Annotated in this window: 21 protein-coding genes and 3 tRNA genes; 11 read left to right on the forward strand and 13 right to left on the reverse strand. The window is 43.8% G+C overall.

The window, feature by feature from the left end:
• Positions 1-3 precede the first annotated feature (3 nt).
• The 8 genes from ABU615_RS07820 to folD form a co-directional block, all read right to left on the reverse strand.
• Complete coding sequence (locus tag ABU615_RS07820) at positions 4-1236, reverse strand: type II secretion system F family protein (RefSeq protein WP_100156468.1); 1233 nt, start codon at positions 1234-1236, stop codon at positions 4-6.
• Between the two features lie 46 nt (positions 1237-1282).
• Positions 1283-2962: a type IV-A pilus assembly ATPase PilB gene (pilB, locus tag ABU615_RS07825; RefSeq protein WP_267408994.1), complete on the reverse strand. Its 1680-nt coding sequence runs from the start codon at positions 2960-2962 to the stop codon at positions 1283-1285.
• Between the two features lie 199 nt (positions 2963-3161).
• Positions 3162-4859 carry a single-stranded-DNA-specific exonuclease RecJ gene (gene recJ / locus ABU615_RS07830; RefSeq protein WP_370386594.1) on the reverse strand — a complete coding sequence of 566 codons (1698 nt, stop codon included), beginning with the start codon at positions 4857-4859 and terminating at the stop codon, positions 3162-3164.
• Positions 4856-5830, reverse strand: coding sequence for a hypothetical protein (locus tag ABU615_RS07835; protein WP_370388790.1), 975 nt, complete (start codon positions 5828-5830; stop codon positions 4856-4858). Before ABU615_RS07835 ends, recJ begins: the two co-directional genes overlap by 4 nt.
• A gap of 48 nt (positions 5831-5878) precedes the next feature.
• The gene (locus ABU615_RS07840) at positions 5879-7645 is read right to left on the reverse strand and encodes a M61 family metallopeptidase (protein WP_370388791.1); all 1767 of its coding nucleotides are present in this window, start codon (positions 7643-7645) and stop codon (positions 5879-5881) included.
• A 220-nt stretch (positions 7646-7865) separates the two neighbouring features.
• Complete coding sequence (gap, locus tag ABU615_RS07845) at positions 7866-8894, reverse strand: type I glyceraldehyde-3-phosphate dehydrogenase (RefSeq protein WP_100151384.1); 1029 nt, start codon at positions 8892-8894, stop codon at positions 7866-7868.
• Positions 8895-9032: 138 nt separating this feature from the next.
• Positions 9033-9611 carry a hypothetical protein gene (locus ABU615_RS07850; RefSeq protein WP_267409001.1) on the reverse strand — a complete coding sequence of 193 codons (579 nt, stop codon included), beginning with the start codon at positions 9609-9611 and terminating at the stop codon, positions 9033-9035.
• A gap of 285 nt (positions 9612-9896) precedes the next feature.
• The gene (gene folD / locus ABU615_RS07855) at positions 9897-10760 is read right to left on the reverse strand and encodes a bifunctional methylenetetrahydrofolate dehydrogenase/methenyltetrahydrofolate cyclohydrolase FolD (RefSeq protein ID WP_367489775.1); all 864 of its coding nucleotides are present in this window, start codon (positions 10758-10760) and stop codon (positions 9897-9899) included.
• A 220-nt stretch (positions 10761-10980) separates the two neighbouring features.
• Between folD and ABU615_RS07860 the strand changes: the two genes are divergently transcribed.
• The 5 genes from ABU615_RS07860 to rnhB all read left to right on the forward strand — a co-directional run bounded on the left by ABU615_RS07860 (position 10981) and on the right by rnhB (position 13183).
• A tRNA-Pro gene (locus ABU615_RS07860) sits at positions 10981-11058 on the forward strand.
• A 38-nt stretch (positions 11059-11096) separates the two neighbouring features.
• Positions 11097-11173: transfer RNA gene (locus ABU615_RS07865), tRNA-Arg, on the forward strand.
• A 19-nt stretch (positions 11174-11192) separates the two neighbouring features.
• Positions 11193-11268: transfer RNA gene (locus tag ABU615_RS07870), tRNA-His, on the forward strand.
• Positions 11269-11402: 134 nt separating this feature from the next.
• On the forward strand, positions 11403-12575 hold the full coding sequence (gene lpxB, locus ABU615_RS07875) for a lipid-A-disaccharide synthase (protein ID WP_370388792.1): 1173 nt from the start codon (positions 11403-11405) through the stop codon (positions 12573-12575).
• Positions 12572-13183 (forward strand): ribonuclease HII, encoded by a 612-nt coding sequence (rnhB, locus tag ABU615_RS07880; RefSeq protein WP_370388793.1) that lies wholly within the window; start codon positions 12572-12574, stop codon positions 13181-13183. Before lpxB ends, rnhB begins: the two co-directional genes overlap by 4 nt.
• A gap of 177 nt (positions 13184-13360) precedes the next feature.
• Here the strand turns inward: rnhB and dksA are convergent, their stop codons facing one another.
• The 3 genes from dksA to proC form a co-directional block, all read right to left on the reverse strand.
• Complete coding sequence (dksA, locus tag ABU615_RS07885; RefSeq protein WP_100140828.1) at positions 13361-13777, reverse strand: RNA polymerase-binding protein DksA; 417 nt, start codon at positions 13775-13777, stop codon at positions 13361-13363.
• Between the two features lie 160 nt (positions 13778-13937).
• Complete coding sequence (locus tag ABU615_RS07890; RefSeq protein WP_367421133.1) at positions 13938-14501, reverse strand: YggT family protein; 564 nt, start codon at positions 14499-14501, stop codon at positions 13938-13940.
• Between the two features lie 8 nt (positions 14502-14509).
• Complete coding sequence (gene proC, locus ABU615_RS07895) at positions 14510-15304, reverse strand: pyrroline-5-carboxylate reductase (protein WP_367489773.1); 795 nt, start codon at positions 15302-15304, stop codon at positions 14510-14512.
• A gap of 310 nt (positions 15305-15614) precedes the next feature.
• Here proC and ABU615_RS07900 point away from each other — a divergent pair, with 310 nt between their 5' ends.
• Both ABU615_RS07900 and pdxY read left to right on the forward strand, forming a co-directional pair.
• Positions 15615-17288 carry a von Willebrand factor type A domain-containing protein gene (locus ABU615_RS07900; protein ID WP_370388794.1) on the forward strand — a complete coding sequence of 558 codons (1674 nt, stop codon included), beginning with the start codon at positions 15615-15617 and terminating at the stop codon, positions 17286-17288.
• Positions 17289-17914: 626 nt separating this feature from the next.
• Complete coding sequence (gene pdxY, locus ABU615_RS07905; protein ID WP_370388795.1) at positions 17915-18781, forward strand: pyridoxal kinase PdxY; 867 nt, start codon at positions 17915-17917, stop codon at positions 18779-18781.
• Positions 18782-18872: 91 nt separating this feature from the next.
• Here the strand turns inward: pdxY and ABU615_RS07910 are convergent, their stop codons facing one another.
• Positions 18873-19589, reverse strand: a complete 717-nt coding sequence (locus ABU615_RS07910; protein WP_267409006.1) for a YggS family pyridoxal phosphate-dependent enzyme — start codon at positions 19587-19589, stop codon at positions 18873-18875.
• Between the two features lie 159 nt (positions 19590-19748).
• Here ABU615_RS07910 and ABU615_RS07915 point away from each other — a divergent pair, with 159 nt between their 5' ends.
• From ABU615_RS07915 to ruvC, 4 genes are all read left to right on the forward strand, one after another.
• A complete protein-coding gene (locus ABU615_RS07915; protein WP_267392020.1) occupies positions 19749-20792 on the forward strand; it encodes a type IV pilus twitching motility protein PilT in 1044 nt (347 codons plus the stop codon).
• 387 nt (positions 20793-21179) lie between these two features.
• Positions 21180-22388, forward strand: a complete 1209-nt coding sequence (locus ABU615_RS07920; RefSeq protein ID WP_370387142.1) for a PilT/PilU family type 4a pilus ATPase — start codon at positions 21180-21182, stop codon at positions 22386-22388.
• A gap of 105 nt (positions 22389-22493) precedes the next feature.
• Positions 22494-23198, forward strand: coding sequence for an N-acetylmuramate alpha-1-phosphate uridylyltransferase MurU (murU, locus tag ABU615_RS07925; protein ID WP_370388796.1), 705 nt, complete (start codon positions 22494-22496; stop codon positions 23196-23198).
• Positions 23199-23318: 120 nt separating this feature from the next.
• A complete protein-coding gene (gene ruvC, locus ABU615_RS07930; protein ID WP_267392024.1) occupies positions 23319-23870 on the forward strand; it encodes a crossover junction endodeoxyribonuclease RuvC in 552 nt (183 codons plus the stop codon).
• Between the two features lie 109 nt (positions 23871-23979).
• Here ruvC and ABU615_RS07935 read toward each other — a convergent pair whose 3' ends face one another.
• Positions 23980-24765, reverse strand: coding sequence for a DUF2071 domain-containing protein (locus tag ABU615_RS07935; RefSeq protein WP_370388797.1), 786 nt, complete (start codon positions 24763-24765; stop codon positions 23980-23982).
• Between the last annotated feature and the right edge of the window lie 185 nt (positions 24766-24950).

Genomic DNA, 24950 nt, shown 5'->3' on the forward strand with positions numbered 1-24950 from the left:
ATCTTAACCTACTGCATTACCGATGTTGAAGAGTGGTAAATACATAGCAACCAGAATAACACCGACGATCAAACCGAGTACTACCATGATAATGGGTTCCATCAAAGAGGATAGCTGTGAAACAGCAGTATCTACGTCTTCTTCATAAAATTCGGCTGATTTATTTAACATATCATCAAGTGATCCGGATTCTTCGCCAATAGAGGCCATTTGCATCACCATATTGGGAAATAATTCAGTAGCCTGCATGGCAGAGGTGAGGGAGATACCCTGATTAACCTTGGCCCGAATTTCCTGTGTCGCTTCTTCATATTTGATATTGCCCGCTGCTCCGGCAACTGAGTCAAGTACTTCTACTAAGGGTACGCCGGCAGCAAACAAGGTTGCTGTTGTGCGCGCCCAGCGGGCAATTGTGGCTTTACGTACGATCTGTCCAAAAATGGGCATCTTCAATAACATATAATCAAAACGTTTTTTCAAATCATCTGAGTTCTGATACCATTTTATTAGTCCAATTACACCTGCAATGAGTGCAATGATAATAAATACACCAAAGTGGACAAAGAAATTAGAAATATTCATCATGAATTGTGTAAGCCCTGGCAGAGGAACGCCCATGCCTTCGTAAACTTTACCGAATGATGGTAAAACGAACATCATCATGACGATTACCAGAGCAATTGCGACAACTACCACTACTACCGGATAGGTCAAAGCACTTTTAACCTTTTTCTTAATTCCTTGAGTTTTTTCTTTGTATACGGCCAGTTTATCTAATATGGCTTCCAATACACCGCCTGTTTCGCCTGCACGTACCAGATTGCAATAAAATCGATCAAAATACTTTGGATATTTGGCAAAAGAATCAGCTAATGATGTACCCTGCTCAACATCAGAACGGATTTGCATCAGCATTTGGGTCATAGCAGGGTTTGAGTGGCCTTTGGCTGCGATATCAAAAGCCTGCATCATCGGTAAACCGGATTTCATCATGGTTGATAATTGTCGAGTAAAGACTGTTATATCCGCCGGACTGATTTTTTTCTGACGCTGTTTTTTGACTTTGTTAATCTGAATGACACGAATCTGTCTTCGGTTAAGTTTGGCACGGGCTTCTGCCTCATCTTTTGCTACTACTTCGCCGCGTACAATCTGCTCAGTTTTGATGTTTTTTCCTTCAAAGCTGTAGCTGATGCCGGTAGATTTAGCTTTGGATACTGCTACTGGTTTGTTCATGGTTTTTCTCACAGTATTGTATTAATTGGATAAATGGGCGATGGATTTAATCGTTGGTGGTGGCAAGAATTTCGTCAAGCGAAGTGATGCCTTCCATAACTTTAAGCAGACCAGCATGACGCAAATCGACCAGTCCTTCTTTATGCGCCTGCTGACTGATATCGACTTCATTACCATTGTTCATGATGATTCGCTGCATTTCATCACTAATAGGCATTACTTCATAAACACCAGCGCGCCCCTTGTAACCTTTGCCTTTACAGCGCTCACAACCTACCGGCCGATAAAATGTCCATTCTTTAGCTAGATCTTCATCAGAGAAACCGGCTTTTTTGAGTGCGAATTCTGGTGGCCGTTCGGCTGGCGCTTTGCAGGTACATAAACGTCGAACCAAACGCTGTGCCATAATCAGATTCACTGAACTTGCTATGTTGAATGGAGCAACCCCCATATTCAGCATACGTGATAAGGTGGCAGGCGCATTATTGGTGTGCAGGGTAGAAAATACCATATGACCGGTTTGTGCTGCTTTGATGGCAATATCGGCCGTTTCTAAATCCCGGATTTCCCCCACCATGATGATGTCTGGATCCTGACGTAGGAAAGATTTTAGAGCTGCGGCAAATGTCAGTCCCTGTTTATCATTTACATTGACCTGATTGATACCGGGTAAATTAATTTCCGCAGGATCTTCTGCAGTAGAAATGTTCACACTGTCGGTATTCAGAATATTCAGGCAGGTGTAAAGGGATACAGTTTTACCGGAACCGGTTGGACCGGTAACCAGTACCATACCATACGGCCGGTGAATGGCTTCCAGCAGTAATTCTTTCTGAAATGGTTCGAAGCCGAGCTGTTCGATATTCAGGGTAGCGGCATCCGAATTCAGAATACGCATCACAATTTTTTCACCAAACAGGGTCGGAAGGGTGCTGACACGAAAATCAATCGGTTTGGCGCCTTTGCGGAATTGAATCTGAATTCGGCCATCCTGAGGTATACGTTTTTCTGAAATGTCCAGTTTAGCCATCACTTTAATACGGGAGGCAATCTGGTTTCTAATATTCAGTGGCATACGCACTACTTCCCGTAGCTGCCCGTCAATACGAAAACGTACTCGTGCCATTTCTTCGTAAAATTCAAAGTGAATATCTGAGGCGCCGCTGTTGAGTGCATCATTTAAAACTTTGAATACAAATCTGGCCACAGGGCCGTTTTCGCCCTCCTCATCATCGGCAGACATGGCATTATTGCCTGTTGCTTCAGCATCACCAACTGTATCCATTCCTTCTAGTAGGCTGGTGGATTCCTGTCCGAGATTTTCTAGTATCTGACGCAACTGATCATCGCGTACAATAACCAAATTCAGGATGCAGCCGGCATCTGTGGCAATTTTCTGATAATGCTGAATGGAAGTGGGGTCAGATACAGCCAGAAACAGACGATTTCCACGTTTGAAAATGGGCACGCAGATATATTGCTGCATGATTTTCAGATTGATTAAGTCCTGCGGTACAAGGCTTTGGTTATATAGTTCCAGATTGAGGTAAGGAATACTGAATACCTTGGACAGGAAGCTGGCCAGTTTGTCAGCATCGATGACACCAGACTGCAACAGCATCGGTATAACTGGACGTTTCTGCTCAAGCTCCTGACGCAGTTTTTCAGCTTTTTCTGCATCGATAATCTGGTGCTTATATAAAACTCGAATCAATCCTACACTCATACCAGTTAATTCCTGTCTTTATCTCTTTTTAAGTTTACACTTAGTTAATGGTGCATTCATCTGGCTGCCCCTCCTTTTAGCCTATCTGTTTGTGGCGTAATGGCCAATTACAGATACAGCAGCGGAAAAAAAGCCATGTTAATGTTTGATTGTGCTAATTATAAGTGAATTTATGTATTTAAACAGCCTGAATATCTCTTCAGGTACAATTTTCCCAGTAATCTGCATATAGCTGTAATTCAAGTTGCTGGCGCCATTCATTGGCAATAAGCCGATAAACCACGCGAATACGTTCAGGCAAAGTGACGTTGCACCGAAAAAACATGGCTTCACATTCGCAGTTGCTCTTGCGTAACACTGCCTTTACGTGACCAGTGCCAACGATTTGCTGGCTGACAACGTTGAATTCGTCGCAGAAAGAGGGTGGGGGAAAGCTTTGCCCCCACACCAACGCTGCCAGTTGCTGGGCTGTGGCTAAATTCAGATGCTGGGGTTCTAATGAACCATCGGTCTGGTATGTTTGATTCAGATCGGCTGGCTGGATAAGTTGCCGGCATACTGTTTCAAATTCACGCCGGAAAGCGGGTAATTGTGTTTCGGCAATGCTTAATCCAGCAGCCATGGCATGGCCGCCGAATTTCTGGATGATTTCCGGTTGTCTTTTGCTGACCATATCTAAAGCATCACGCAAATGCAGACCAGAGATGGAGCGACCAGATCCGCGCAGTATGCCGTTTTCAGCTTGTGCAAACACAATGCTCGGTCGATGAAAGGTTTCGCGCAAACGGCCGGCAACAATGCCGGTGACGCCCTGATGCCAGCTGTTGTGATAGGCGACAATACTGAAACTACTTTCGGTATTAATGTCTGCTAGCTGCAAATTGGCCTCATCTTGCATGCTGCGTTGTATTTGCCGGCGCTCCTGGTTTAAATCGTTCAGTTGTTCCGCTAAGTTTGCTGCGTTGTGTATATCATCTGATAAAAGGCAGGCTATGCCTAAACTCATATCATCCAGCCGGCCGGCAGCATTTAGCCGCGGACCAATGGCAAAGCCCAGATCGAATGCCTGAGCCTGATGTATTTTACGTTTGGCTACCTGAAATAGGGCGCGTATACCGGGTTGCATTTTATCGGCACGCATGCGCTTGAGCCCCTGTGCGACCAGAATACGGTTATTCTGATCAAGGGGGACGACATCGGCAACGGTACCTAATGCAACTAGATCAAGCCATTGTGCCAGATTTGGTTCGGGAACTTGGCTGAACTGGTTGTGCTGACGCAAATGGTGACGCAAGGCCATCAGTACGTAAAACATCACGCCGACACCGGCCAGTGCTTTGCTGGGAAATTCATCACCGGGCTGGTTAGGATTAACAATAATGCATTCAGGCAATTGCTCGGCGGGTAAGTGATGGTCGGTAATCAATACATCCATACCCAGTTGGTGTGCACGCTGTACACCATCTACACTGGCTATACCATTGTCCACTGTTAGCAGCAAATCGGCGCCGGCCTGAGCAGCAAGCTCAGCAATTTCTGCTGTCAGTCCGTATCCATGCTCAAAACGATTTGGTACGAAAAAGTCAGTTATGGCGCCCATGGCCTGTAAGCCTCGCATAGCCAGAGCACAGGCAGTAGCGCCATCGGCATCATAATCAGCCACAATCAGAATTTTTTCTTGTCGTGTGATTGCTTGTGCCAAGCGTTCACTGGCAGCATGAATATTCTTTAGATTATGAAATGGCAGCAGGGCAGACAGGCTGGATTCCGTTTCAAGTTTATTTTTAATGGCGCGTGTGGCATACAATCTTGCCAGTAAGGGTTCAACGCCCTGTGCTAGTAGGGTTTGTTCGGCATGGGTATCTACCGGACGGGTAACAATGCAGGCGGGCTTCATAGACTTAATCCGTTAAATGGTTTGGCTTTATGCCGGAAAAAGTTTAGCCAGGGTTTACGTATTTGAAGCAGGCCGTTTTCGCAATGAATATTTAGCTGCCGAAGTTGCTTGTTTTGCAGTGCGTTTAACAAGGGTTGCCACCAGTCCTGCTCCCATTGTTGCAGTATCTGGGTATAAAGGTATACATCGCCCTGATTGACGGCTGTGCATAATACATCATTAAACAACACAATTTTATTTTTATCTTTGCCAAACACGGTATCTGCTAATGCAGCATAATTAGCGGGTAGCTCATGTGTATTAACTGCCCAAGAGCTATTGGTATACAACGGAATTTTGTTGTCTGCTGTGCCTGCGCTGTCTGGCTCAAACCATAAGCTGTTGATGGTAGGCAGGCCGCGGGCACTGCGTTGCTGATTGATCGGGTGCTGATACAGCAGCATTTGCAGTTCGGTCTGTCGTTGTAAAATTAAGGGTGCATCGGTACCAGTTGGTTTTACTTCTGAGTTAATGCTGCCACCGAGATCCAGTATCGATGGCACGCTAAATGCCATTCTTTGTGAGGAGGTCAACAGCCACAAATTGGCTTTTACCGGATGAAACTGCCAATTTTCTGCCTGTAACCATTTATTCAATACACTACAGAAAGCGCTTGCATCTTCTATGGATAAAGAAAGAGATTTTCCATCAATATATTGCAGTTGATGCATTCCGGCTATCTGGCTGATGGGTGTGGCAATTAGGCTGTCACCACTCGAATCAAGGTTATACTGCCCACATACCTGTTGTACCCATGAACCTTGCCACAGGTACTGACGGAAAAGCTGGCTTCTACTAGAGGTTTTTGCGGAAAATTGACCCCAACGGCGTAACTTATCCAATGCCGGTAATGGTACTACCGGCACGATAATATCCTGATGCGGCCACAGTAAACCGGGCAGGACAAGAGTCAGATGTAAATCAGCTTGCATTAAATCTAGGATATTTGTAAAAATAAAATTATTGTTTCAGTCTGGCGGTTATTTTCGGCGTTGTGGCTGCAACCATTGTTGTAACAGCTGAGTATTGTCAATACTCAGCAGGGCTGTATCGTTTATTGCCGGTTGAGCCAATAAGCTGGATTGTCGCAGCAGGCCATCTCGGATAAAGTGAATCCGTACCGTTTCGCCGATATGGATACGTGCCCACTGCGTGCTAAAGTCCGTAATGATTTCATCATTGAGTGCGATGAGCTGATCACCGGCACTCAGGCCAGCATTTTCTGCACTACCCTGATTGAATACTTGTTGCAGGGTGATTCCGAGTGTTGCAGGCTTAAACCGTGCACCTAAATCGGCACAAGTCTGTTCGCTGGCTGTAGGCTCCTCTATGTAAGCGCCCCCATGCTGGAGTGGCAGAGCAGCCCAATGCAGTGATACACCAGTCTGATGTAATTTTTCAGCCATAGGTAAATCAGATGTGGTCATAATGTACTGCTGATAAACTTGTGTTAAATCAATACCGGTTGTGTCGCGCGCGATTTTGAGCCACTCATTTTCAGCCAGACCTAATCCTCGCTGCCGCCAGTCTTGATACAGTGCGCGCATCACGTCGTCTAGATTTTTCTGCTGGTTGGTGTGCTGGCGAATATGGTGATCCAGGCACATGGCAGCCAAAGCCCCTTTCTGGTAATAGCTGACAATGGCATTGGCGCTGTTCTCATTCTGTTTGTAGTATTTGGTCCACGCGGTAAGGCTGGATTCAGCCAGAGTTTGCTTAAGTCGTCCCGCTCCCTGCTGCACTCGTGTAATAGTTTTGGCTAGTAAATGCAGATATTGAGCTGGTGTAATGACGCCGCTGCGCACCAGAAACAAATCATCGTAGTAGGAAGTGATGCCCTCGAAAGCCCATAAGAGATGGGTATAGGCTTCGGTGTTCAATTCATTATTGGCAAATGCAGCTGGAATGATGGATTTTACATTCCATGCATGGAAATATTCGTGGCTGAATAATCCCAATAAAGTAATGTAAGCTTCGCTGTTTTTGCCATTTGTCTGCGGCAGATCATGCCGGGCGGCCATCAGTGCAGATGATGATCTATGTTCTAACCCGCCGTAAATGCCATTGCCGACGTGCAATAGAAAGCTGTAACGCTCAAAAGGTGGCGGTGCGTCAAACATAGCTATTTCACAGGCGCATATTCTAGCAACATCTTGGACGAGACGTTGCTGGTCAAACTGAGAAAAATGTCCGCTAATGACAATCTCATGTTCGATGCCTTGCGCAGTGAAGGGCAGACGCAACAGATAGCCCATTTCAACCGGATAGTCTATCAATGCACGATAGTTGCCAGTCTGATAAACCCGTGGCAATGAAGCCGCGGGCATAGTGGTAGCAATATCCCAGTTTTCCGGCAGACCGCTGATAATTAACTGGCAAGCTTCCTGCTGGCGTTGATTGTGGCGTAAAAACAGGCATGCACCATCGAAGAAGCCACGCTCGGTATTTAAAAATGATCCACGTACAGAACTGTCAAAAGCATAAACCAGATAGCTGATTTCCCATTTACCTGCCAGTCCTTTACAAGACCATGTATTTTTGTTTATCTGCTCTGCTGTTGCGGGGGAGTTGTTGCAACTGGCCGTTAAAGTAACGATATGGCGGGCAAAGTCACGAATCATATAGCTACCGGGCAACCAGTTGGGTAGGCTTAAGGTGAAATTCTGATTATCGAGCTGAGTGAAACTGAGACGAACATGCCACAAATGCTGGGTCAGTGAGTGGGGTTGCAAATGATAGTTAAGCATAATCTGTGCCTCAAGGAAGCAAAATGGAGAATCAGCGATTTGTTTGCTTGGAATTTAAATTAATAAAAGTGTCAGGTTTAGCGACCAGATCTTAATATTACGTGGATAGTGATACGCTAAGATTTGTGATTTTGTTTATGCGTTAGGACATACATAAATGTATTCAGGCTGCCTGAAAACTACATGGTTTCAGACAGCCTGCCATTATGCTGAGCGTAGCTCAGGCGAACGGTGTCACTTCCATGTTGAACATAGCGCGGGCTGTATTCAGCATCTGGCAGCTAAAGCCCCATTCATTATCGTACCATGCCAGTACTTTTACCATATTGCCGTTGGTAACTTTGGTGAGGGTACTGTCAAATACAGATGCCTGAGGTAAGTGATTGAAATCACTTGAAACCAATGGTAGGCTATTATAGCCCAGAATATGCTGCATACTGCCTTCACTGGCCGCTTTAACGATGGCATTCACTTCTTCAATGCTGGTGTCGCGAGCTGCCTCAAAAGTTAAATCTACCAGTGAAACATTAATAGTTGGTACACGCACAGAGAAGCCGTCGAATTTGCCCTGTAATTCCGGCAGTACCAGTCCTAAAGCTTTGGCGGCACCGGTTTTGGTTGGAATCAGGTTTTCCACTGCACTACGGGCACGACGTAAATCTTTATGCCGTACATCGGTCAGAACCTGATCGTTGGTAAATGCATGAATGGTTGTCATCAAACCTTTCACCATGCCCAGTCCGTCATTAATAGCTTTGGCTACCGGAGCCAGACAGTTGGTTGTGCAGGAACCATTGGATACTACAGTCATTTCTGGTGTGAGTACCTGATGATTCACGCCGTATACTACAGTGGCATCTACATCAGAACCACCGGGAGCGGATATCAAAACTTTCTTAGCACCGCTCTGTATATGGACGCTAGCTTTTTCTTTGCTGGTAAATGCACCAGTACATTCCAGTACCAGATCAATACCTAATTCACCCCAGGGCAGTTCTGCCGGATTGCGAGTAGCGAAAAAGCGGATGCGGTCGCCGTTGATAATTAAAGCATCATCATCAAATGAAACATCTGCGGTGAAACGGCCATGAACGGTATCGAATTTTGTCAGATGGGCACTGGTTTCCAATGTGCCACTGGCATTTATCGCGACAATTTCAAACTGGTTGCGCAGGTTATAGTCATAGATGGCACGCAATATCTGGCGGCCGATGCGGCCATAACCATTAATGGCAACTTTTAACGTCATGCTTATTCCTTTTCAAATCAACAAAACTGATTAGGTAAATTTCAAGTTTGGAATGCAAAATTGGTTAATTCAATTATCTGATTCGCATTAAAAACACCATGTATTATTATAGCGGAACCAGCTTAATTCCTCATCTGTTCAGCGTAAGCCGTTTTCGGCAGCAGGCAGTGTGACCATTTGCTGGAAAGACTGTGCCATAGTGTTTAAATCTAACCAACCCATGCCGCTGAAAATTAATAGAATTACACTGCCGGCTAGACAAGTGATGAAACAATAGACAATATAAGCCAAGGCTACTTTAAATACATTCTGCTGGCTAATGCGGACAAAACCACCTACTTGAACCACTATGGTCCAGATCATCCACGCCATTCCGGGCATGGCTAATGCGTGTGGAAAGTACAGTATAGCTACCATGGGCAGAGTTAGTGCTTCCGTGACCAGTATGTAACCATACCATTGTCCGGGCTGCCGGTTGTAGTAGCTAAGAATAGATTGCATGGAAAAACTCAGAACCGCCCAGCGCAATACAGTTAATACCATAATAAAAGCACTGATACCCGGTTGATGTCCGAGAAAGGGTGACATGTTCGCAATACTCATTAGGCCTAATGCCAAGAGTACGGCAATAAAGATAAACGGCGAATAACGATAATGCGTTTTAGGGTAAAACTGCATACGCAGTGCAGCCCAAGTGTCGATGAAAAACTGATACATTGAATCAATATCACTTTATGTTGTTGAATAAACCATAACAGCCATTTCATTAATCGTGCCAGCATTGTCTGGATTCGCATGCTATTTGGCAGAGTTTTCCGGTTATGATGGCGTTTTTTACGCCGTTTGGTTTTATTCTGTTGTTTATACGAAGATATGTTGGCTAATGGACTGATTGGTAAAATGTTAATGCTAACCTGAGTTTTCAGATCAGTTTTGCAAAATTGATTGCTGTCTGTACAGGTTTGCTGCTCATTTGATTTCCGAATCAGACCTGAAGGAAATTCAGTTTAGTTGAGTATCGTGTAGTTCAGCAGCTTGCAGCGTATTTTCCATCAAAGAGGCGATTGTCATGGGGCCGACGCCACCTGGCACTGGAGTTATCATTGCTGCACGCTCTCTAGCGTTGGCGAATGCTACATCACCGCATAACTGGCCGTTTTCCAACCGGTTTATTCCTACATCTATGACGATTGCGCCAGGTTTAATCCATTCACCTTTGACAAAATTCGGCTGGCCTACACCCACTACAACAATATCGGCTGCCGCGACTTCCTGTGCCAGATTCTGCGTCGCGCTGTGACAAACTGTAACCGTGGCTCGAGCCAGCAGAAGCTCTAAAGCCTGCGGTCTGCCAACGATATTTGATGCACCTACTACTACAGCTTTTTTACCGGCTACATCAATTTGATAAGCTTCCAGTAAGGACATTACACCTTTCGGTGTGCACGGACGCATTAGCGGCATCTTTACTGCCAGACGGCCTACATTATACGGATGGAATCCGTCGACATCTTTATGCGGCACAATCCGCTCCAGTACAAGCTGACCATTTATATGTTTTGGTAAAGGTAGCTGTACCAGAATACCATCTACGCCCTTGTCGGCATTCATTTCATCAATGAGTGCCAGCAATTCTGATTCACTGGTCTGAGTAGGTAGTTCATAACTGCGTGATTCAAAGCCGATGGTTTCGCAGGCACGTTTTTTATTGCGCACATATACAGCACTGGCTGGATCCTCGCCTACCAGTACGACCGCTAGGCAAGGACGGCGTAACTGATTATCCAGCCGCTGCTGCACACGACCCGCGAGTTTTTGCAGAATTTGTTCGGAAATTTTTTTGCCATCAATGAGTTGAGCGGTCATTAGCTAATTCCAGACAGAAAGATGAATAAAGAGGCTGTTGGCGGGCAACCAGCAGCTGAAACTCAGAAAAATGGCATTGTCGCATTTTTTAGCCTTGCTTTCATCTGCTTTTATTGATTGTGTGCAACCATAAATCGGCAATATTTCAAAAATATGGCAAAAAAATTAGGTTTACCTCTTGACGATGGTTTTTCAGAGCTGTATAGTTCGCCTCTCTCGTCGGGGTGTAGCGCAGCCTGGTTAGCGCATCTGCTTTGGGAGCAGAGGGTCGTGAGTTCGAATCCCACCACCCCGACCACATCGACTGAATCCTTATCCGGATAGATTTGAGAGTACGCGCCCGTAGCTCAACCGGATAGAGCACCGGCCTTCTAAGCCGGGGGTTACAGGTTCGATTCCTGTCGGGCGCACCAAGTTTGAAAAGTTTTAATGGTGGCTGTAGCTCAGTTGGTAGAGCCCTGGATTGTGATTCCAGTTGTCGTGGGTTCGAGCCCCATCAGCCACCCCAGATTAAAAGCCCAAGCCCTTTGCTTGGGCTTTTAGCTTTTATAGCCTTATCCTTTTACAGGTAGATATCGCCTGTTAAACTGGTAATCTTTAAAGCCTGACTCTGAGAGCTGTTTATCACTATGCTATCCCGCTATGAATAAAACTGCAACTGAACTGCCCTCGTTAACCATAGCCTTGTGTGCTGGGGAGGCGTCCGGTGACTTGCTTGGCGCCCATCTGATGAATGCCATACGTGCCCGTTATCCAAATGTGCAGTTTGTGGGTATCGGTGGGCCGCGTATGCTTGCTGCAGGTATTCGCAGTTTATATGATCAGGAAAAGCTGGCGGTACGTGGTTTTGTAGAAGTTGTAAAAAAACTTCCGGAAATTCTGGCCATTCGCCGAGGCCTAATTCATGCACTGAAAACGATTCGACCGCAGGTGTTTGTAGGAATAGATGCACCGGATTTTAATCTGGGTGTGGCAGAAAGTTTAAAACATGCCGGTATTGCCACTGTGCATTATGTTAGCCCGTCTGTGTGGGCCTGGCGGCGCAAGCGTGTAAAAAAAATCGTCAGACAAGTTGATGAAGTGCTGTGTTTGTTTCCGATGGAACCGGAATTATATCGACAAGCAGGCGGGCGAGCGCGTTTTGTAGGTCATCCATTGGCGCAGACATTGCCGTTGCAGGTTGATCGTCAGGCCAGACGCCAGCAATTGAAACTACCTGAGCAGGCTCCGGTATTTGTATTAATGCCGGGTAGTCGGGTGAGTGAAATTGATTTTATGGCGCCATTGTTTTTACAGGCAGCCGAAATCATCCGCCAGCGCTATCCGCAGGCTGAGTTTTTAATGCCATTGGCTACTGCGGCAACGCGGCAGCGGATGCAAACTTTGCTGGCGCAGCCGGCATGGCAAAAACTGCCAGTACGTTTGATGTCTGCACATGCGGAAATGGCATGTCAGGCTGCTGATGTGACTCTGGTAACCAGTGGTACGGCTACGCTAGAAGTAGCCTTGTGTCAGTGTCCAATGGTAATCAGTTATAAGATATCGCCATTAACCTATGCTTATGTAAAACATAAAATTAAAGTGCCTTATGTTGGGTTGCCTAATATTTTGTTAGACAGAGGCGTGGTGCCGGAGCTCTTACAGGGAAATGCTACTCCGCAGAAGCTGGCTCAGGCGGTGATCCATTGGTATGAATCGCCAAAGGAAATTGAAAGCTTGCGAACAGATTTTTTGGCACTGCATCAGCAGTTGCGTTTGAACACTGACGAACTAGCTGCACAGGCTGTGCTCCAGCACGCTATGGGGCAGGTATGAGCTTCGATTTAGGTATATTACCCGCTCATGCCGGTGTGGACGAAGCTGGACGTGGCCCTTTAGTGGGCAGTGTTTATGCCGCAGCCGTGATTCTGCCGGCAAATTATGATTTACCCGGTCTCACTGATTCCAAAAAATTATCTGAAAAAAAACGTGATGAGCTGGCGATACAGATTAAACAACAGGCAACTGCATGGTCTGTAGCCGCAGCCGATGTCAGTGAAATTCATCAGTATAATATTCTGTTTGCCACTATGCGCGCGATGGCTCGTGCGGTGATGAATTTGCATACTGTTCCTAGCAAAGTCTGGATAGATGGCAATCGCATACCTACTGATTTAACCTTGCCGGCAGAAGCTGTAGTAAAAGGGGATTTGAAAATAGCTGCTGTGTCGGCAGCTTCGATTCTGGCTAAAACGGCACGGGATGCAGAAATGTATGCGTTGCACCAGCAATACCCTCAATATGGTTTTGACCGGCACAAGGGCTATGGTACGGCCGCACATTTGGCTGCTCTCCGGCAATTTGGGGTATTACCCCAGCATCGTCAGGATTTTGCACCTGTAAAAGCTTTACTGCTACAGGGTAAATGCTTTGTAGAAATCTAATTTTTTTAGGTTTGATTTTGTCTGGTGATATGGGAATTACTGGTGGCAAAAAAAGTCTGAGACACTGCCTATAATTGCAAGCTTGATAAGCGGAATAGTTGAAACAATATTTCTGGCGGCAAATAAAAAAACGCTTTCTATTTCAGAAAACGTTTTTTGGTGCTAATCAATTCAGTATCAGTCCACAAACTGTTTTTTAATTCGCTCACGCCTTTCCTGTGCTTCGACAGACAGAGTTGCAGTCGGTCGAGCCAGTAAGCGTTTCAGGCCGATAGGTTCACCGGTATCTTGACAGAAGCCATAATCCCCTTCATCCAGTTGACGTAAAGAGGCTTGAATTTTGCTAAGTAGTTTGCGTTCGCGGTCACGGGTACGCAGCTCCAGAGCATATTCTTCTTCCAGTGTCGCACGGTCTGCCGGATCTGGAGTGGTAGATTGTTCCTGCAAATGACCGGCAGTATTATTGGCATTGTGAATCAGCTCATCCTGAAGTTTCAGCAGCAAATCACGGAAGAAGGCTTGATGTTCTTCATTCATGTACTCTTCTTCAGGGCCGTTCCAGGCTTGGATGTCTTGTTCAGTGAGTTTAGCCATTATACAGTCTTTCTTTTGCGTAGCTCATTTAAGCAATTAGCTCAGGAATTGACAACTAGCTCTGTTTTTGAACGACATAATCCAGTTGTCAGGCTGTTAAAAAAGTTCGGGCATGATAGCATGTTTTTATAATCTATTCGTAAATTTGCATTAGACAACACTATCCACTAATCAGCCAGTATGAAATTTTATTTGCTGCCAGCGGTAACCACCAATCTAGACATAGCCATAATACAATTAGAATCACTGTCGCAGAAAAATCATATTTACCTAAGCGCAGTACAGCAAAAGGGCGGGTAAGAGGGGTGAAAATGCGCTGTAGGGTCAATAAAAGCACTGAATATGGCTTGCACAGGCTTAAAAACATTCGTAATACCAGACCGATGAACAACGCGTAACACATGGCTCTGAGTGAAAACAGAACACTGGAAAATAAACTGGCTGCTATGCTACGCATATCTGGCTGTGTCCAGCCGAAAGTGGTAATGAGATTAATAACGGAAGCCAGAAAATAAATAATTAGGGTAGCCACAACGCAGGCGATATCCCATCTCCCTAGAGGTGGCACGATTCTGCGTAAAGGACGTATTAGCCAATTGGTTGTTCGTACACTGAATTGCGCCAGCGGATGTAAAAAAGGCAAATTTCCCCACTGTAGCAAAAGCCGTGCCCAGCACATGATGGCTAGGGCACTGGCTAACAGAAAAATAGTTTTACTGATCACAAGTTACCTTAAGGAGCTAGTTGTTGTTGCATTTCTTCTGCACGGGCAACACTGGCTGCCACGCCATCAGCCACAACTTTTGATAGCTGATGCTGGTCGAATACTGATGTGGCGGCAAAAGTGGTTCCCCCTTTGGAGGTGACATTTTTCTGTAACTGCACAAATTCAGTACCAGACTGTTCTGCCAGTGAAACTGCACCTTTGAATGTGCCCAGACTTAATTGATGAGCTTCTTTTGTGCTGAATCCTTGTTGTATGGCAGCCTGTTGTAAAGCATTAAGAAAATAGAATACATATGCTGGGCCACTGCCACTTATGCCAGCAATACGGTTAATGGCGCTTTCTTCGTCCAGCCAAACCACTTCTCCAGTGGTATGCATAATGTTTTCGGCCAGATTTTTATCTGCTGTATCAATATTAGATGGTGCGTACAAACCGGAAATACCTAGGCCAATCTGACAGGGTGTATTAGGCATAATGCGGATGATGCGGTGGTGATTTTGAAGAAACTGGCTCAATGTGTTGATGGTTAATCCGGCAGCGATACTCAGCACTAAAGCACCGTTTAACTCAATACCGGCAGTTGACTGCTGCATATCCTGTGGTTTAACTGCCAGTACAAGTACGTCATCAGCATTCAGGCTAGGTAATTTTTCACTACACCTAACCTGATAACAGCTGCTCAAATGTTGGCGTTTTTCCAGATTACGGTCAATCACTTCGATATCATAGCCGCCTTGTTTGCTCATTCCTGCAACGATGGCTGTTGCCATATTACCGCCACCCAGAAAATAAATACTCATTTCATTTCCTCTTTTTATTTATAAATATTAACAATTTGAATTCAACAATATTCCAGGCTTGAAGCGAATGAATATTGAATATGTAATTCAATATTATATTCAAGATTTCTTGATACCGGTAAATGATTAAAGAGAGTTGTGGACTGAATAATCAGTCTTAAAGTTGTGCGTAGTTTTGCCAACAATATAATTTTATTTGATAATTTCAAAGCTAAATACTATTTAAAATTACTACATAAGTTGGAATTTATTTAAGCTATATGTTAAATATATTATCTAATCTGATAAATAATGATAAATAAAGGTATTTATGTTGATAATAAATTCACAGCTAAGTAAAACCGGACGTTGTCTACTCGTGGCATGGGTTGTAGGGTTATTGAGCGCTTGTGGTTCAGTCCATACAGTAAATGATGCTAAAGGTAGGGTGAAGCAGGATGTTTCGGTAGCGGTCAATGCAGCGCCTAAGATAGGAAATTATGAATCCAGAATTGGCTTTAAAGGGGCTGAAACTTCACGCATATTTATGCAGACTGTGTACGAACATAATCAGTCAGATACAGCAAGGTATAAAAATTATTCAGATAATCCTATAAAACAAGTGATTACAGAGCCGGTAAGTACATTCAGTCTGGATATGGATACGGCCAGCTATGCAAATAGTCGGCGGTTTATAGCTAATGGAAGAATGCCGCATCCTGATGCTGTACGGGTTGAGGAATTTATTAATTATTTTCCGGATGTTTCGAATGAAGTATTGAAACCTCTCCTAGGCTCCCCGTTTGCTGCAACTTATGAACTGACACCCAGTCCATGGAATCCAAACAAGGTATTGCTGAGGGTAAATATCAAGGCTGAAAACGTCCAATTTAAAGAGTTACCGCCATCAAATCTGGTATTCTTGGTTGACACCTCTGGCTCGATGGAAGGGCCGGATAGGTTAGATTTATTAAAAAAATCATTAAAATTATTAGTGAGCAGATTACGCCCGCAGGATAGAGTCTCTATTGTTACTTATGCAGGTAGTGCAGGGGTGGCGCTGGAACCAACATCAGGAAGCAATAAAGCCAAAATACTGGCTGCAATTGATAAGTTTGAGGCTGGTGGCAGTACAGCTGGCGGTGAAGGACTGAAGCTGGCTTATAAAATAGCTGAACAAGCCAAGGTAAAGGGTGGGATAAATCGCATATTACTGGCTACTGATGGCGATTTTAATGTTGGTATAAACAATGATGAAGAATTAAAGGCACTCGTGAGCACTGAAAAAGATAAAGGGATAACCTTATCAACACTGGGTTTTGGAGATGATAATTTCAATGATGCAATGATGGTGCAGATTGCGGATGCAGGAAATGGAAACTATAGCTATATTGATAGTTTGCAGGAAGCCCAAAAGGTATTACAGGAAGAAATGAGTGCAACTTTAGTTACTGTGGCTAAAGATGCAAAAGCACAGATTGAATTCAATCCTCGCCAAGTACTGGAGTACCGTCAAATTGGTTATGAAAAACGGCAGTTGAAACAAGAAGATTTTAATAATGATAAGGTGGATGCTGGTGATATAGGTGCAGGTAAAAAGGTTACAGTGCTGTATGAGCTTACTCTTGCCGGAGCCAAACCAAGTATTGATCCTTTGCGTTATCAACGCAAAAAAACGGATTCTGCCGGTGCTCAGAATGGAGAAATTGCTTTTCTCAAATTACGTTGGAAAGAGCCTGGCAGTAAAAAAAGTGAAATGGTTTCTTTCCCAATAGAGAAGAAAGCGTTAGGAAGTTCTTTTGAGCAGGCAGGGGTTGAAACTCGTTTCTTAGCGGCTGTGGCAGCATTCGGACAGAAACTGCGCCATAACCCAGAACTTGCAGAGACTTCTTACCAGCAGATTGCTAACTGGGCAGATAATGCCAAGGGTAACGATCCTCAAGGCTATCGCAATGAGTTTGTCCGCTTGGTCAGAAAAGCTGCTGTTCTTGAAACAAGTAAATAGTAATGAAGTGGATAACGAAAAATAAAGCAAACGATTTTTGTCATACACTAGTAATCGATGGAACTATTTTGCAGCTTTTTCAATGTTTGTGAATTCGATTTCAACGAATAATCTCTTTTTGAAGCTTAAAAACCAGCTATAAAGGCTGGTTTTTTGTTTTCATTGTATCTGGTTTAGTTTTAAAAAAAGAAAAACCATTTCACAGGCATAAGAATACATGCTGCATATAACAAATTAGGTAATGAAAGCAAAATGCGCTGCCTATGGCGGAGGAAAAAATTTTAGTATGCAGGAATTACGATTACAATTTAATTAAATAATTAATGTTTAATCGGCAAAGTAGGTATTTTTCTGCTGATGTATGCTAGTGCACATTTATCAGAAAACCTGATTAAATCTTTAAATTAAGGTGGTCTAAGCAACCAATATAATTTTTATGTTGGCAATTGGTATGTATTGTTGTTAGAAAGAAAAATTGTGATTTAAGGTGTTGTGGTAGGTAAGTATTTATTCCTGCCTGCATAATCTGCGTATAATCGGCATAAATTTATATATGTCTGCTTACATAGCAGATTTTTAGCACATTTGATAATTCTTAGATTATCAGATTGTAAAATGGCAATATTATGAAAAATATACTTTCAATTCAGTCTCATGTGGTATTTGGTCATGCGGGTAACAGCGCAACGGTATTTCCTATCCGCCGATTAGGCGTTAATGTTTGGCCATTAAATACAGTCCAATTTTCTAATCACACACAGTACAGGCAGTGGCAGGGTACAGTGATGCCGGCTCAGCATTTACTGGATGTGGTTGATGGTATTGCGGCCATTGATGAACTGAAAAACTGTGATGCTGTATTAAGTGGATATATGGGTTCTGCCGAGCAAGGCAGTGCCATTATTGATATTGTCCGCAAAGTGAAGCAGGCCAATCCGCAGGCCATTTATTTCTGTGACCCAGTTATGGGCCATCCAGAAAAAGGCTGTATTGTTGCCGGAGGTGTGGCCGAATTCTTATGTGATGTAGCCTTGCCACAGAGCGATATGATTGCGCCTAATCTGTTTGAACTTGAAGAGTTGAACAACAGGCAATGCATTCATAATGTGGAAGAAGCGGTTGCTGCCTCTCGGGCTCTTTGTACAAAAGGTCCGCGTGCTGTGCTAGTGAAACATTTAAGTCGTGCTGGGTATCAAACCGACCGCTTTGAAATGCTGTTGGTTACGCCGGATTCAGCATGGCATATTCACCGGCCTCTGGTGGATTTTGGCGAACGTCAACCTGTAGGCGTGGGTGATATGACAAGTGGAATTTTTCTGGCAGATTTTCTTTCCGGTAAATCTTTGCTTGAAGCATTTGAACATACAACTTCAGCTGTCTATGCGGTTATGCAGGAAACTTTAAAACGCCGGCAGTATGAATTGCAAATTGTAGCCGCTCAGGATGAAATTGCCCATCCGTCACAGTGGTTTAAGGCAGAAAAAATAGCTTGAAGCAGTACTTGATTCAACTGACAATAATTTAGTAGAAAAACGGCCGGTGAGCAGAGCTTACCGGCCGTCTTGTAATCAATGTTAATGCTAACTAATCATATTTTGTCTGTGTATAGTGACGTTGACCAAAAATAGCACTGCCTATCCGAACATGAGTAGCTCCACTGGCAATAGCCGTATGCATGTCGGCACTCATTCCCATAGACAATACATCAACCGCGAATCCTGAATGATGCAGATGCTGGAATAAAGTCTGCATCATACCGAATTGCTGCCGCAATTCGGTTTCAGTACTATCTGCTTTGGCCACGCACATCAGCCCGCGAAATTGTAGACGTGGTAAAGTGCTGATGAAACTAGCTAATTTCAATAATTCTGTTATATTTGCTCTAATACCATGTTTATTTGTTTCAGCAGCAATGTTTATTTCAATACAAACATTCAAGGGTGGTAAGTGCTCTGGCCGCTGTTCATTTAAACGGCGAGCAATTTTTTCACGGTCAATCGTATGCACCCATTGTGCCCGTTCTGCCACAATCCGGCTTTTATTTGATTGAATGTGTCCGATCATATGCCAGACAATATCGTATTCGGACAGCATGCTGGTTTTATCACTAAACTCTTGAATGTAATTTTCACCAAAATCACGCTGACCAGCTTGATACAGTGTGGCTATATCACTGACAGGAAAGGTTTTGCTCACCGCAATCAGTTGAACGTTTTGTGGCGCTTCAGTTTGCTGGCGGATGCTGGCTATTTCAGCCAATACCTCACGCCAGTGTGTAATCAGAGAATCTGAATTTTTCATATCACATAGTTTTTTTCAGTTTTTTGAATTCAATTCGGCTGTCTTTGAAAAAATTTTTCCAGCATCACAAACATTTTCATTTTAAAGCTTCGACAACTTGATTAAAATAAGAGCAGAAATTTGTCCCTGCACATCGCAGGCAAGCATAACGGAGTAAATATGCAGCTAACCGATTTATTGGCCTTCGGCGTTAAAAACAAAGCTTCCGACTTGCATCTGAGTGCTGGTCTTCCTCCTATGATACGCGTTAATGGTGATATCCGCCGTATTAATCTGCCCGAACAGAGCGCAGAAGAAGTAGGTAAAATGATAGCTTCCATTATGAACGACTATCAACGTAAAGATTATCAGCAAAATCTGGAAACTGACTTTTCGTTCGAACTTCCCAATGTCTCTCGGTTTCGTGTCAATGCCTTTAACACCGAGCGCGGCCCAGCTGCAGTTATGCGTACCATTCCCAGTAAGGTACTGACGCTGGAAGAGCTCAAAGCGCCAGCAATTTTTCAAAAAATTGCTGAAATGCCACGTGGACTAGTGCTGGTAACAGGACCTACCGGCTCCGGTAAATCAACCACTTTGGCTGCAATGATTGATTACATCAATAATCACGATGCCGGCCATATTCTAACCATTGAAGATCCGATTGAGTTTGTGCATCAGAGTAAAAAATCGTTGGTAAACCAGCGTGAACTTCATCAGCATACACTCAGCTTTGCTAATGCACTGCGTTCAGCTTTGCGCGAAGACCCTGACGTGATTCTGGTAGGGGAAATGCGAGACCCTGAAACAATAGGTCTGGCACTGACAGCTGCTGAAACCGGTCACCTTGTGTTCGGTACTTTGCATACTACTGGTGCAGCAAAAACGGTAGACCGTATTGTGGACGTATTTCCTGCTGGTGAAAAAGAAATGGTGCGTTCTATGTTGTCTGAAAGTCTTCAGGCAGTAATTTCTCAGACTTTACTGAAAACTAAGGATGGCAATGGCCGTGTTGCAGCTCATGAAATCATGATCAGTACTCCGGCAGTGCGCAACCTGATTCGTGAGAACAAAATTGCTCAGATTAACTCTACTTTGCAGACGGGGCAGAAATTTGGTATGCAAACGTTAGACCAGTGTTTACAACAATTGCTGCGTGAAAATCGTATCAGTTTAGATGTAGCACGATCTAAAGCGGTCAGTCCTGATCAGCTGGCAGGATAGTAATTTATAGTTTTATATTCAGGAAAGCGTGTTGCCATGGATATGCTGAAAGACGCCTCAAAAGAGTCCAGCTTGTCTGATTTATTATCAGATATGGTTAACCACTATCAACATCCCACCGCTGCATCAGCAACAGCTACACCTTCTCCCATTGTGGCAGAAGCACCGTCAGCAAATACTGTAAAAACAGATGCAAATGTAGCGGCTATACCGATACAAAATACACCAGATTCGAGGTCGGCAGATAAAGAAACAAGCACAGCAATGATGCAGGCAACACCTGTTGCTGCAATAGAAACCAAATCTGTACCTGCAAACGAACAGATTCCGGTCTCATCGGTTTCATCTACTGTCGAGTCACGCCAGACAACTATACACAATAAAACAATGACAGATTCTTCTACCGCAGTGCCGGCTCCAGCTACAGCCGTCAGCACCCCAGCTCCAGTCACACTGGAACGGGAAGTAGTTCATATTCATCCAGTGCTGGAAAAAATGGCTGTTGAAGCCGTACGTCTGAATGCCGCTGATATTTTTATCAGTCCTAGTTTTCCACCATCATGGAAAATCGATGGCAAAATCACCCCCGCACCAACCAAACCTTTAACCGGAGAAGAAACTGCTAAGATTGCCATGTCTACCATGACAACCGTTCAGCGGCAGCGGTTTATGCAAGAACTGGATTTAAACTATTCCATTATTGCCAAAAATGGTGTGCGTTTCAGGGTTAATGCCTATCATGAACAAGGTAGGGTGGGTATGGTGCTGCGTCGGATTACTACCGATATCCCCACCACCCAGAGTCTGTTTTTACCACCAGTGCTGGATGAGCTGGTGATGAAAAAACGCGGGCTGATTATTCTTGCTGGTCCTACTGGTAGCGGTAAATCCACTACCATGGCCGCTATGCTGGATTATCGTAATGCCAATTCCGCCGGCCATATTCTCACCATTGAAGACCCGATAGAATACGTGCATAAACCCAAGAAAAGTATTATTACCCACCGTGAAGTCGGAGTGGACACTCTGAGCTGGGACAATGCAATGCAAAGTGCATTGCGTGAAGCACCAGATGTTGTTTGCGTAGGGGAGGTACGCAGTGATGAGAGCATGGCCTATGCACTGAAACTAGCGCAGACCGGTCACTTGTGTTTCTTTACTTTGCACGCCAGTAGTGCTAATCAGGCAATTGAGCGTATTCTGAATTTCTATCCTGAAGAACAGCATAAGCAAGTGCTGATGGACTTGGCACTGAATCTCGTTTGCATCATCGGCCAGCGGCTGGCTGTGAAAAAAGATGGTAAAGGCCGTCGGGCTGTTATTGACCTGTTAATTAACACCGCCACTGTTCAGGACTATATCTACAAAGGCGAACTAATGCAGATAAAAGAGCTGATGGCCAAAGCAGGTAATGATGGTATGCAAACGTTTGATCAGTGTTTGTTTCAGCTTTATGTTGATGGCGTTATTGATTTTGAAGAAGCTTTACGCCAATCAGACTCACCAAATGATTTGCGCCTGCGGATTAATTTATATGAGCAAGGTGAAAAAGGAACGGCAATCTTTAATAGTGGTACTGAGCTCAATCTGATTTAGATTGTCTGTTTCCATTAATCAATTATTATCCCTAATTTTCAGGCAAAGCTGATCGCTTTGCCTGTTGTATTATAGGCTGCAAAAATATCGAGGAATTTAATCATCATGAAAGCCATGATTCTTGCCGCAGGACGCGGTGAACGCATGCGTCCACTGACAGATACCTGTCCAAAACCATTACTAAAAGTAGGTGGAATACCATTAATCGAACATCATTTGCGCCGCCTACAGAAGGCAGGTTTTCGAGAAATTGTGATTAATCATGCTTGGTTGGGAGAACAAATTGAAAATTCTTTGGGAAACGGGCAAGCTTATGGTCTGGAAATTTCTTATTCTGCTGAAAAAGAAGGAGGGCTAGAGACAGCAGGTGGAATTGTTACTGCTTTACCTATGCTCGGCAATACACCGTTTTTGGTGATAAACGGAGATGTACTAACTGATATTGATTTTGTCGGGGCGTTAGAAATCAGTAACGAATTAGAACAGTCTGGTAATCTGGCTCACTTATGGCTAGTAGATAATCCATCTCATCATCCAGAAGGAGATTTCCATCTGTTGTCATCAGGAAAAATAACCGAACGTCAGACGAATACTTCAGCATTAACTTTTAGCGGAGTAGGTGTATATCATCCTGCCTTGTTTAAGGGTATTCAGGCTCATAACAGAGCAAAACTGGCTCCTTTATTGCGTAAAGCCATGCAAAATGATCTGGTTAGTGGGGAATATTACAATGGCTTCTGGCTGGATGTAGGAACAATTGAAAGATTACAGCAGGCCAATCAATGGTTCGAAACCAGACACGGCAAATGAACCACAAACAATGACTATATACGGTAACATTATTCTCATTCAAATAGATAAAATTAATTGACAGGCTATATTGTCTGTCACTTATTTTTAGCATATTTACTTTGATTTAGCAGTATAAACATGCAAATACAGCAGTCTGAACAATCCACTATCCGTATTCTTGGTGTCGACCCCGGCAGCCGTGTAACCGGCTTTGGCGTAATTGACGTAATCGGTCGCCAGCACATCTATGTTGCCTCTGGTTGCATAAAAACCGTTGTAGGCTCAACACTTGCAGAGCGCATCCGAGTTATAGTACAGAATTTACGCGAAGTGATCGCCACATATCAGCCCACCCAGACCGCAGTCGAACAGGTGTTTGTCAACGTTAATCCTGCGGCCACACTGGTATTGGGTCAGGCACGTGGAGCGGCCATAGCTGCACTGACATTAGGTGAGCTACCGGTATTCGAATACACAGCCCTGCAGGTAAAGCAGGCTGTCGTCGGGCAGGGTAAAGCGGCTAAGGAGCAGGTGCAGCATATGGTGGTACAAATGTTGTCTCTGTCTGGAACACCTCAGGCAGATGCTGCAGATGCCCTAGCAGTAGCATTAACCCATGCCTTACGCAATTATAGTCTGGCTTCGAAAATTCAACAGGGATTAACCATTAAATCCGGTCGTTTTCGTTAAATTAAAACAATCAGATTTATTCATAAACAATTTAGCAGCTGATAATCTAAATCTACTGCCAAATTCCAAATCGTTGCCCAACTATCTTTATTATCTATTTGCAATTATTTTATAAAGCAGTGGGTGGCAAATAAATGGTAAATTCATTAATAGGTTGAAGCAATACACTGTAGGGCTGTTGTTGTTCATCTTCTTGAACCAGTTTCATCCGGCTCAATAAAGCAAATTGTGCTGATTCAAGTGTAGCTGGTTTCACAGCCAATCGATCATGCCAAACCCGATAAGTTCCCAATTTACCATTACGTCGATAGTAAAAACCAGCCAATGGATGGGTCAGATAGACTAGTACCGTTTCGTTGTCAGCAAAACCTTGAAAATGAAATTGTTGTTCAGGTTGCTGCTTTAATTGTACTCTAGCCGGCGCCCACTTTGCCTTTGTATGCATTTCATAATGTCGATAGCAGCCTGATTGCTGGTCAAAGTCACAAATAAAACGCATTTTGCCCGGATGCCAAGGTAGTTTCCATATATGACGAGGTACCATAATGGTCCACGAATCCAATATCGTACCCAAAAACCAGACACAACGTTCGCCGGTTGTCGTATCAATTATATAAATTCGGTAATTGGTCTGTCCCATGCTGAATACAGGAAACGGATAAACTGCTGATGTAAAATCCTCGTCCATAAATGGCACAACTGAAAGCAAACCTTTTTCCTGACCATCAATAAAAATAGTATCCAGTTTGAAACGAGGGGGAAATAATCCTGCAAATCTATGTGCATCAACTGCATAAGTAATAATGGCAAAATGTTTTAATTTACAGTTAACATCGATTCCTGAAGGTGCTGGACGCGGATGTAGAAAATCCTTAAATTTAAGTGATATAGGCATATAATTATCCAAGACTTTCGATCCAAAAAGTTAATCAGTCTCAACCTACAGTGATATTCGCAAAATTAAATATACAGTAATAATTTACAAAAATAAATATAAATTAATAATAATTTGCTAAAAATTTACAAAATTATGTTTTTAAAAAACCAGACAAGAATATTGGATAATAAAATAAAACACAA

The sequence above is a fragment of the Snodgrassella alvi genome (genome assembly GCF_040741455.2).
Taxonomy (GTDB): Bacteria; Pseudomonadota; Gammaproteobacteria; order Burkholderiales; family Neisseriaceae; genus Snodgrassella; species Snodgrassella alvi_E.

What these genes read in the sequence shown, in the direction of transcription:
- dksA (WP_100140828.1), bottom strand. Translation starts at nt 13,777, where the DNA reads ATGGCTAAACTCACTGAACAAGACATCCAAGCCTGGAACGGCCCTGAA.
- ABU615_RS07840 (WP_370388791.1), bottom strand. Translation starts at nt 7,645, where the DNA reads ATGCTTAACTATCATTTGCAACCCCACTCACTGACCCAGCATTTGTGG.
- ABU615_RS07915 (WP_267392020.1), top strand. Translation starts at nt 19,749, where the DNA reads ATGCAGCTAACCGATTTATTGGCCTTCGGCGTTAAAAACAAAGCTTCC.
- proC (WP_367489773.1), bottom strand. Translation starts at nt 15,304, where the DNA reads ATGAGTATTTATTTTCTGGGTGGCGGTAATATGGCAACAGCCATCGTT.
- lpxB (WP_370388792.1), top strand. Translation starts at nt 11,403, where the DNA reads ATGAATAAAACTGCAACTGAACTGCCCTCGTTAACCATAGCCTTGTGT.
- pilB (WP_267408994.1), bottom strand. Translation starts at nt 2,962, where the DNA reads ATGAGTGTAGGATTGATTCGAGTTTTATATAAGCACCAGATTATCGAT.
- ABU615_RS07910 (WP_267409006.1), bottom strand. Translation starts at nt 19,589, where the DNA reads ATGAAAAATTCAGATTCTCTGATTACACACTGGCGTGAGGTATTGGCT.
- ruvC (WP_267392024.1), top strand. Translation starts at nt 23,319, where the DNA reads ATGCAAATACAGCAGTCTGAACAATCCACTATCCGTATTCTTGGTGTC.
- ABU615_RS07920 (WP_370387142.1), top strand. Translation starts at nt 21,180, where the DNA reads ATGACAGATTCTTCTACCGCAGTGCCGGCTCCAGCTACAGCCGTCAGC.
- rnhB (WP_370388793.1), top strand. Translation starts at nt 12,572, where the DNA reads ATGAGCTTCGATTTAGGTATATTACCCGCTCATGCCGGTGTGGACGAA.
- ABU615_RS07820 (WP_100156468.1), bottom strand. Translation starts at nt 1,236, where the DNA reads ATGAACAAACCAGTAGCAGTATCCAAAGCTAAATCTACCGGCATCAGC.
- recJ (WP_370386594.1), bottom strand. Translation starts at nt 4,859, where the DNA reads ATGAAGCCCGCCTGCATTGTTACCCGTCCGGTAGATACCCATGCCGAA.
- ABU615_RS07835 (WP_370388790.1), bottom strand. Translation starts at nt 5,830, where the DNA reads ATGCAAGCTGATTTACATCTGACTCTTGTCCTGCCCGGTTTACTGTGG.
- ABU615_RS07900 (WP_370388794.1), top strand. Translation starts at nt 15,615, where the DNA reads ATGTTGATAATAAATTCACAGCTAAGTAAAACCGGACGTTGTCTACTC.
- ABU615_RS07850 (WP_267409001.1), bottom strand. Translation starts at nt 9,611, where the DNA reads ATGTATCAGTTTTTCATCGACACTTGGGCTGCACTGCGTATGCAGTTT.
- gap (WP_100151384.1), bottom strand. Translation starts at nt 8,894, where the DNA reads ATGACGTTAAAAGTTGCCATTAATGGTTATGGCCGCATCGGCCGCCAG.
- murU (WP_370388796.1), top strand. Translation starts at nt 22,494, where the DNA reads ATGAAAGCCATGATTCTTGCCGCAGGACGCGGTGAACGCATGCGTCCA.
- folD (WP_367489775.1), bottom strand. Translation starts at nt 10,760, where the DNA reads ATGACCGCTCAACTCATTGATGGCAAAAAAATTTCCGAACAAATTCTG.
- pdxY (WP_370388795.1), top strand. Translation starts at nt 17,915, where the DNA reads ATGAAAAATATACTTTCAATTCAGTCTCATGTGGTATTTGGTCATGCG.
- ABU615_RS07935 (WP_370388797.1), bottom strand. Translation starts at nt 24,765, where the DNA reads ATGCCTATATCACTTAAATTTAAGGATTTTCTACATCCGCGTCCAGCA.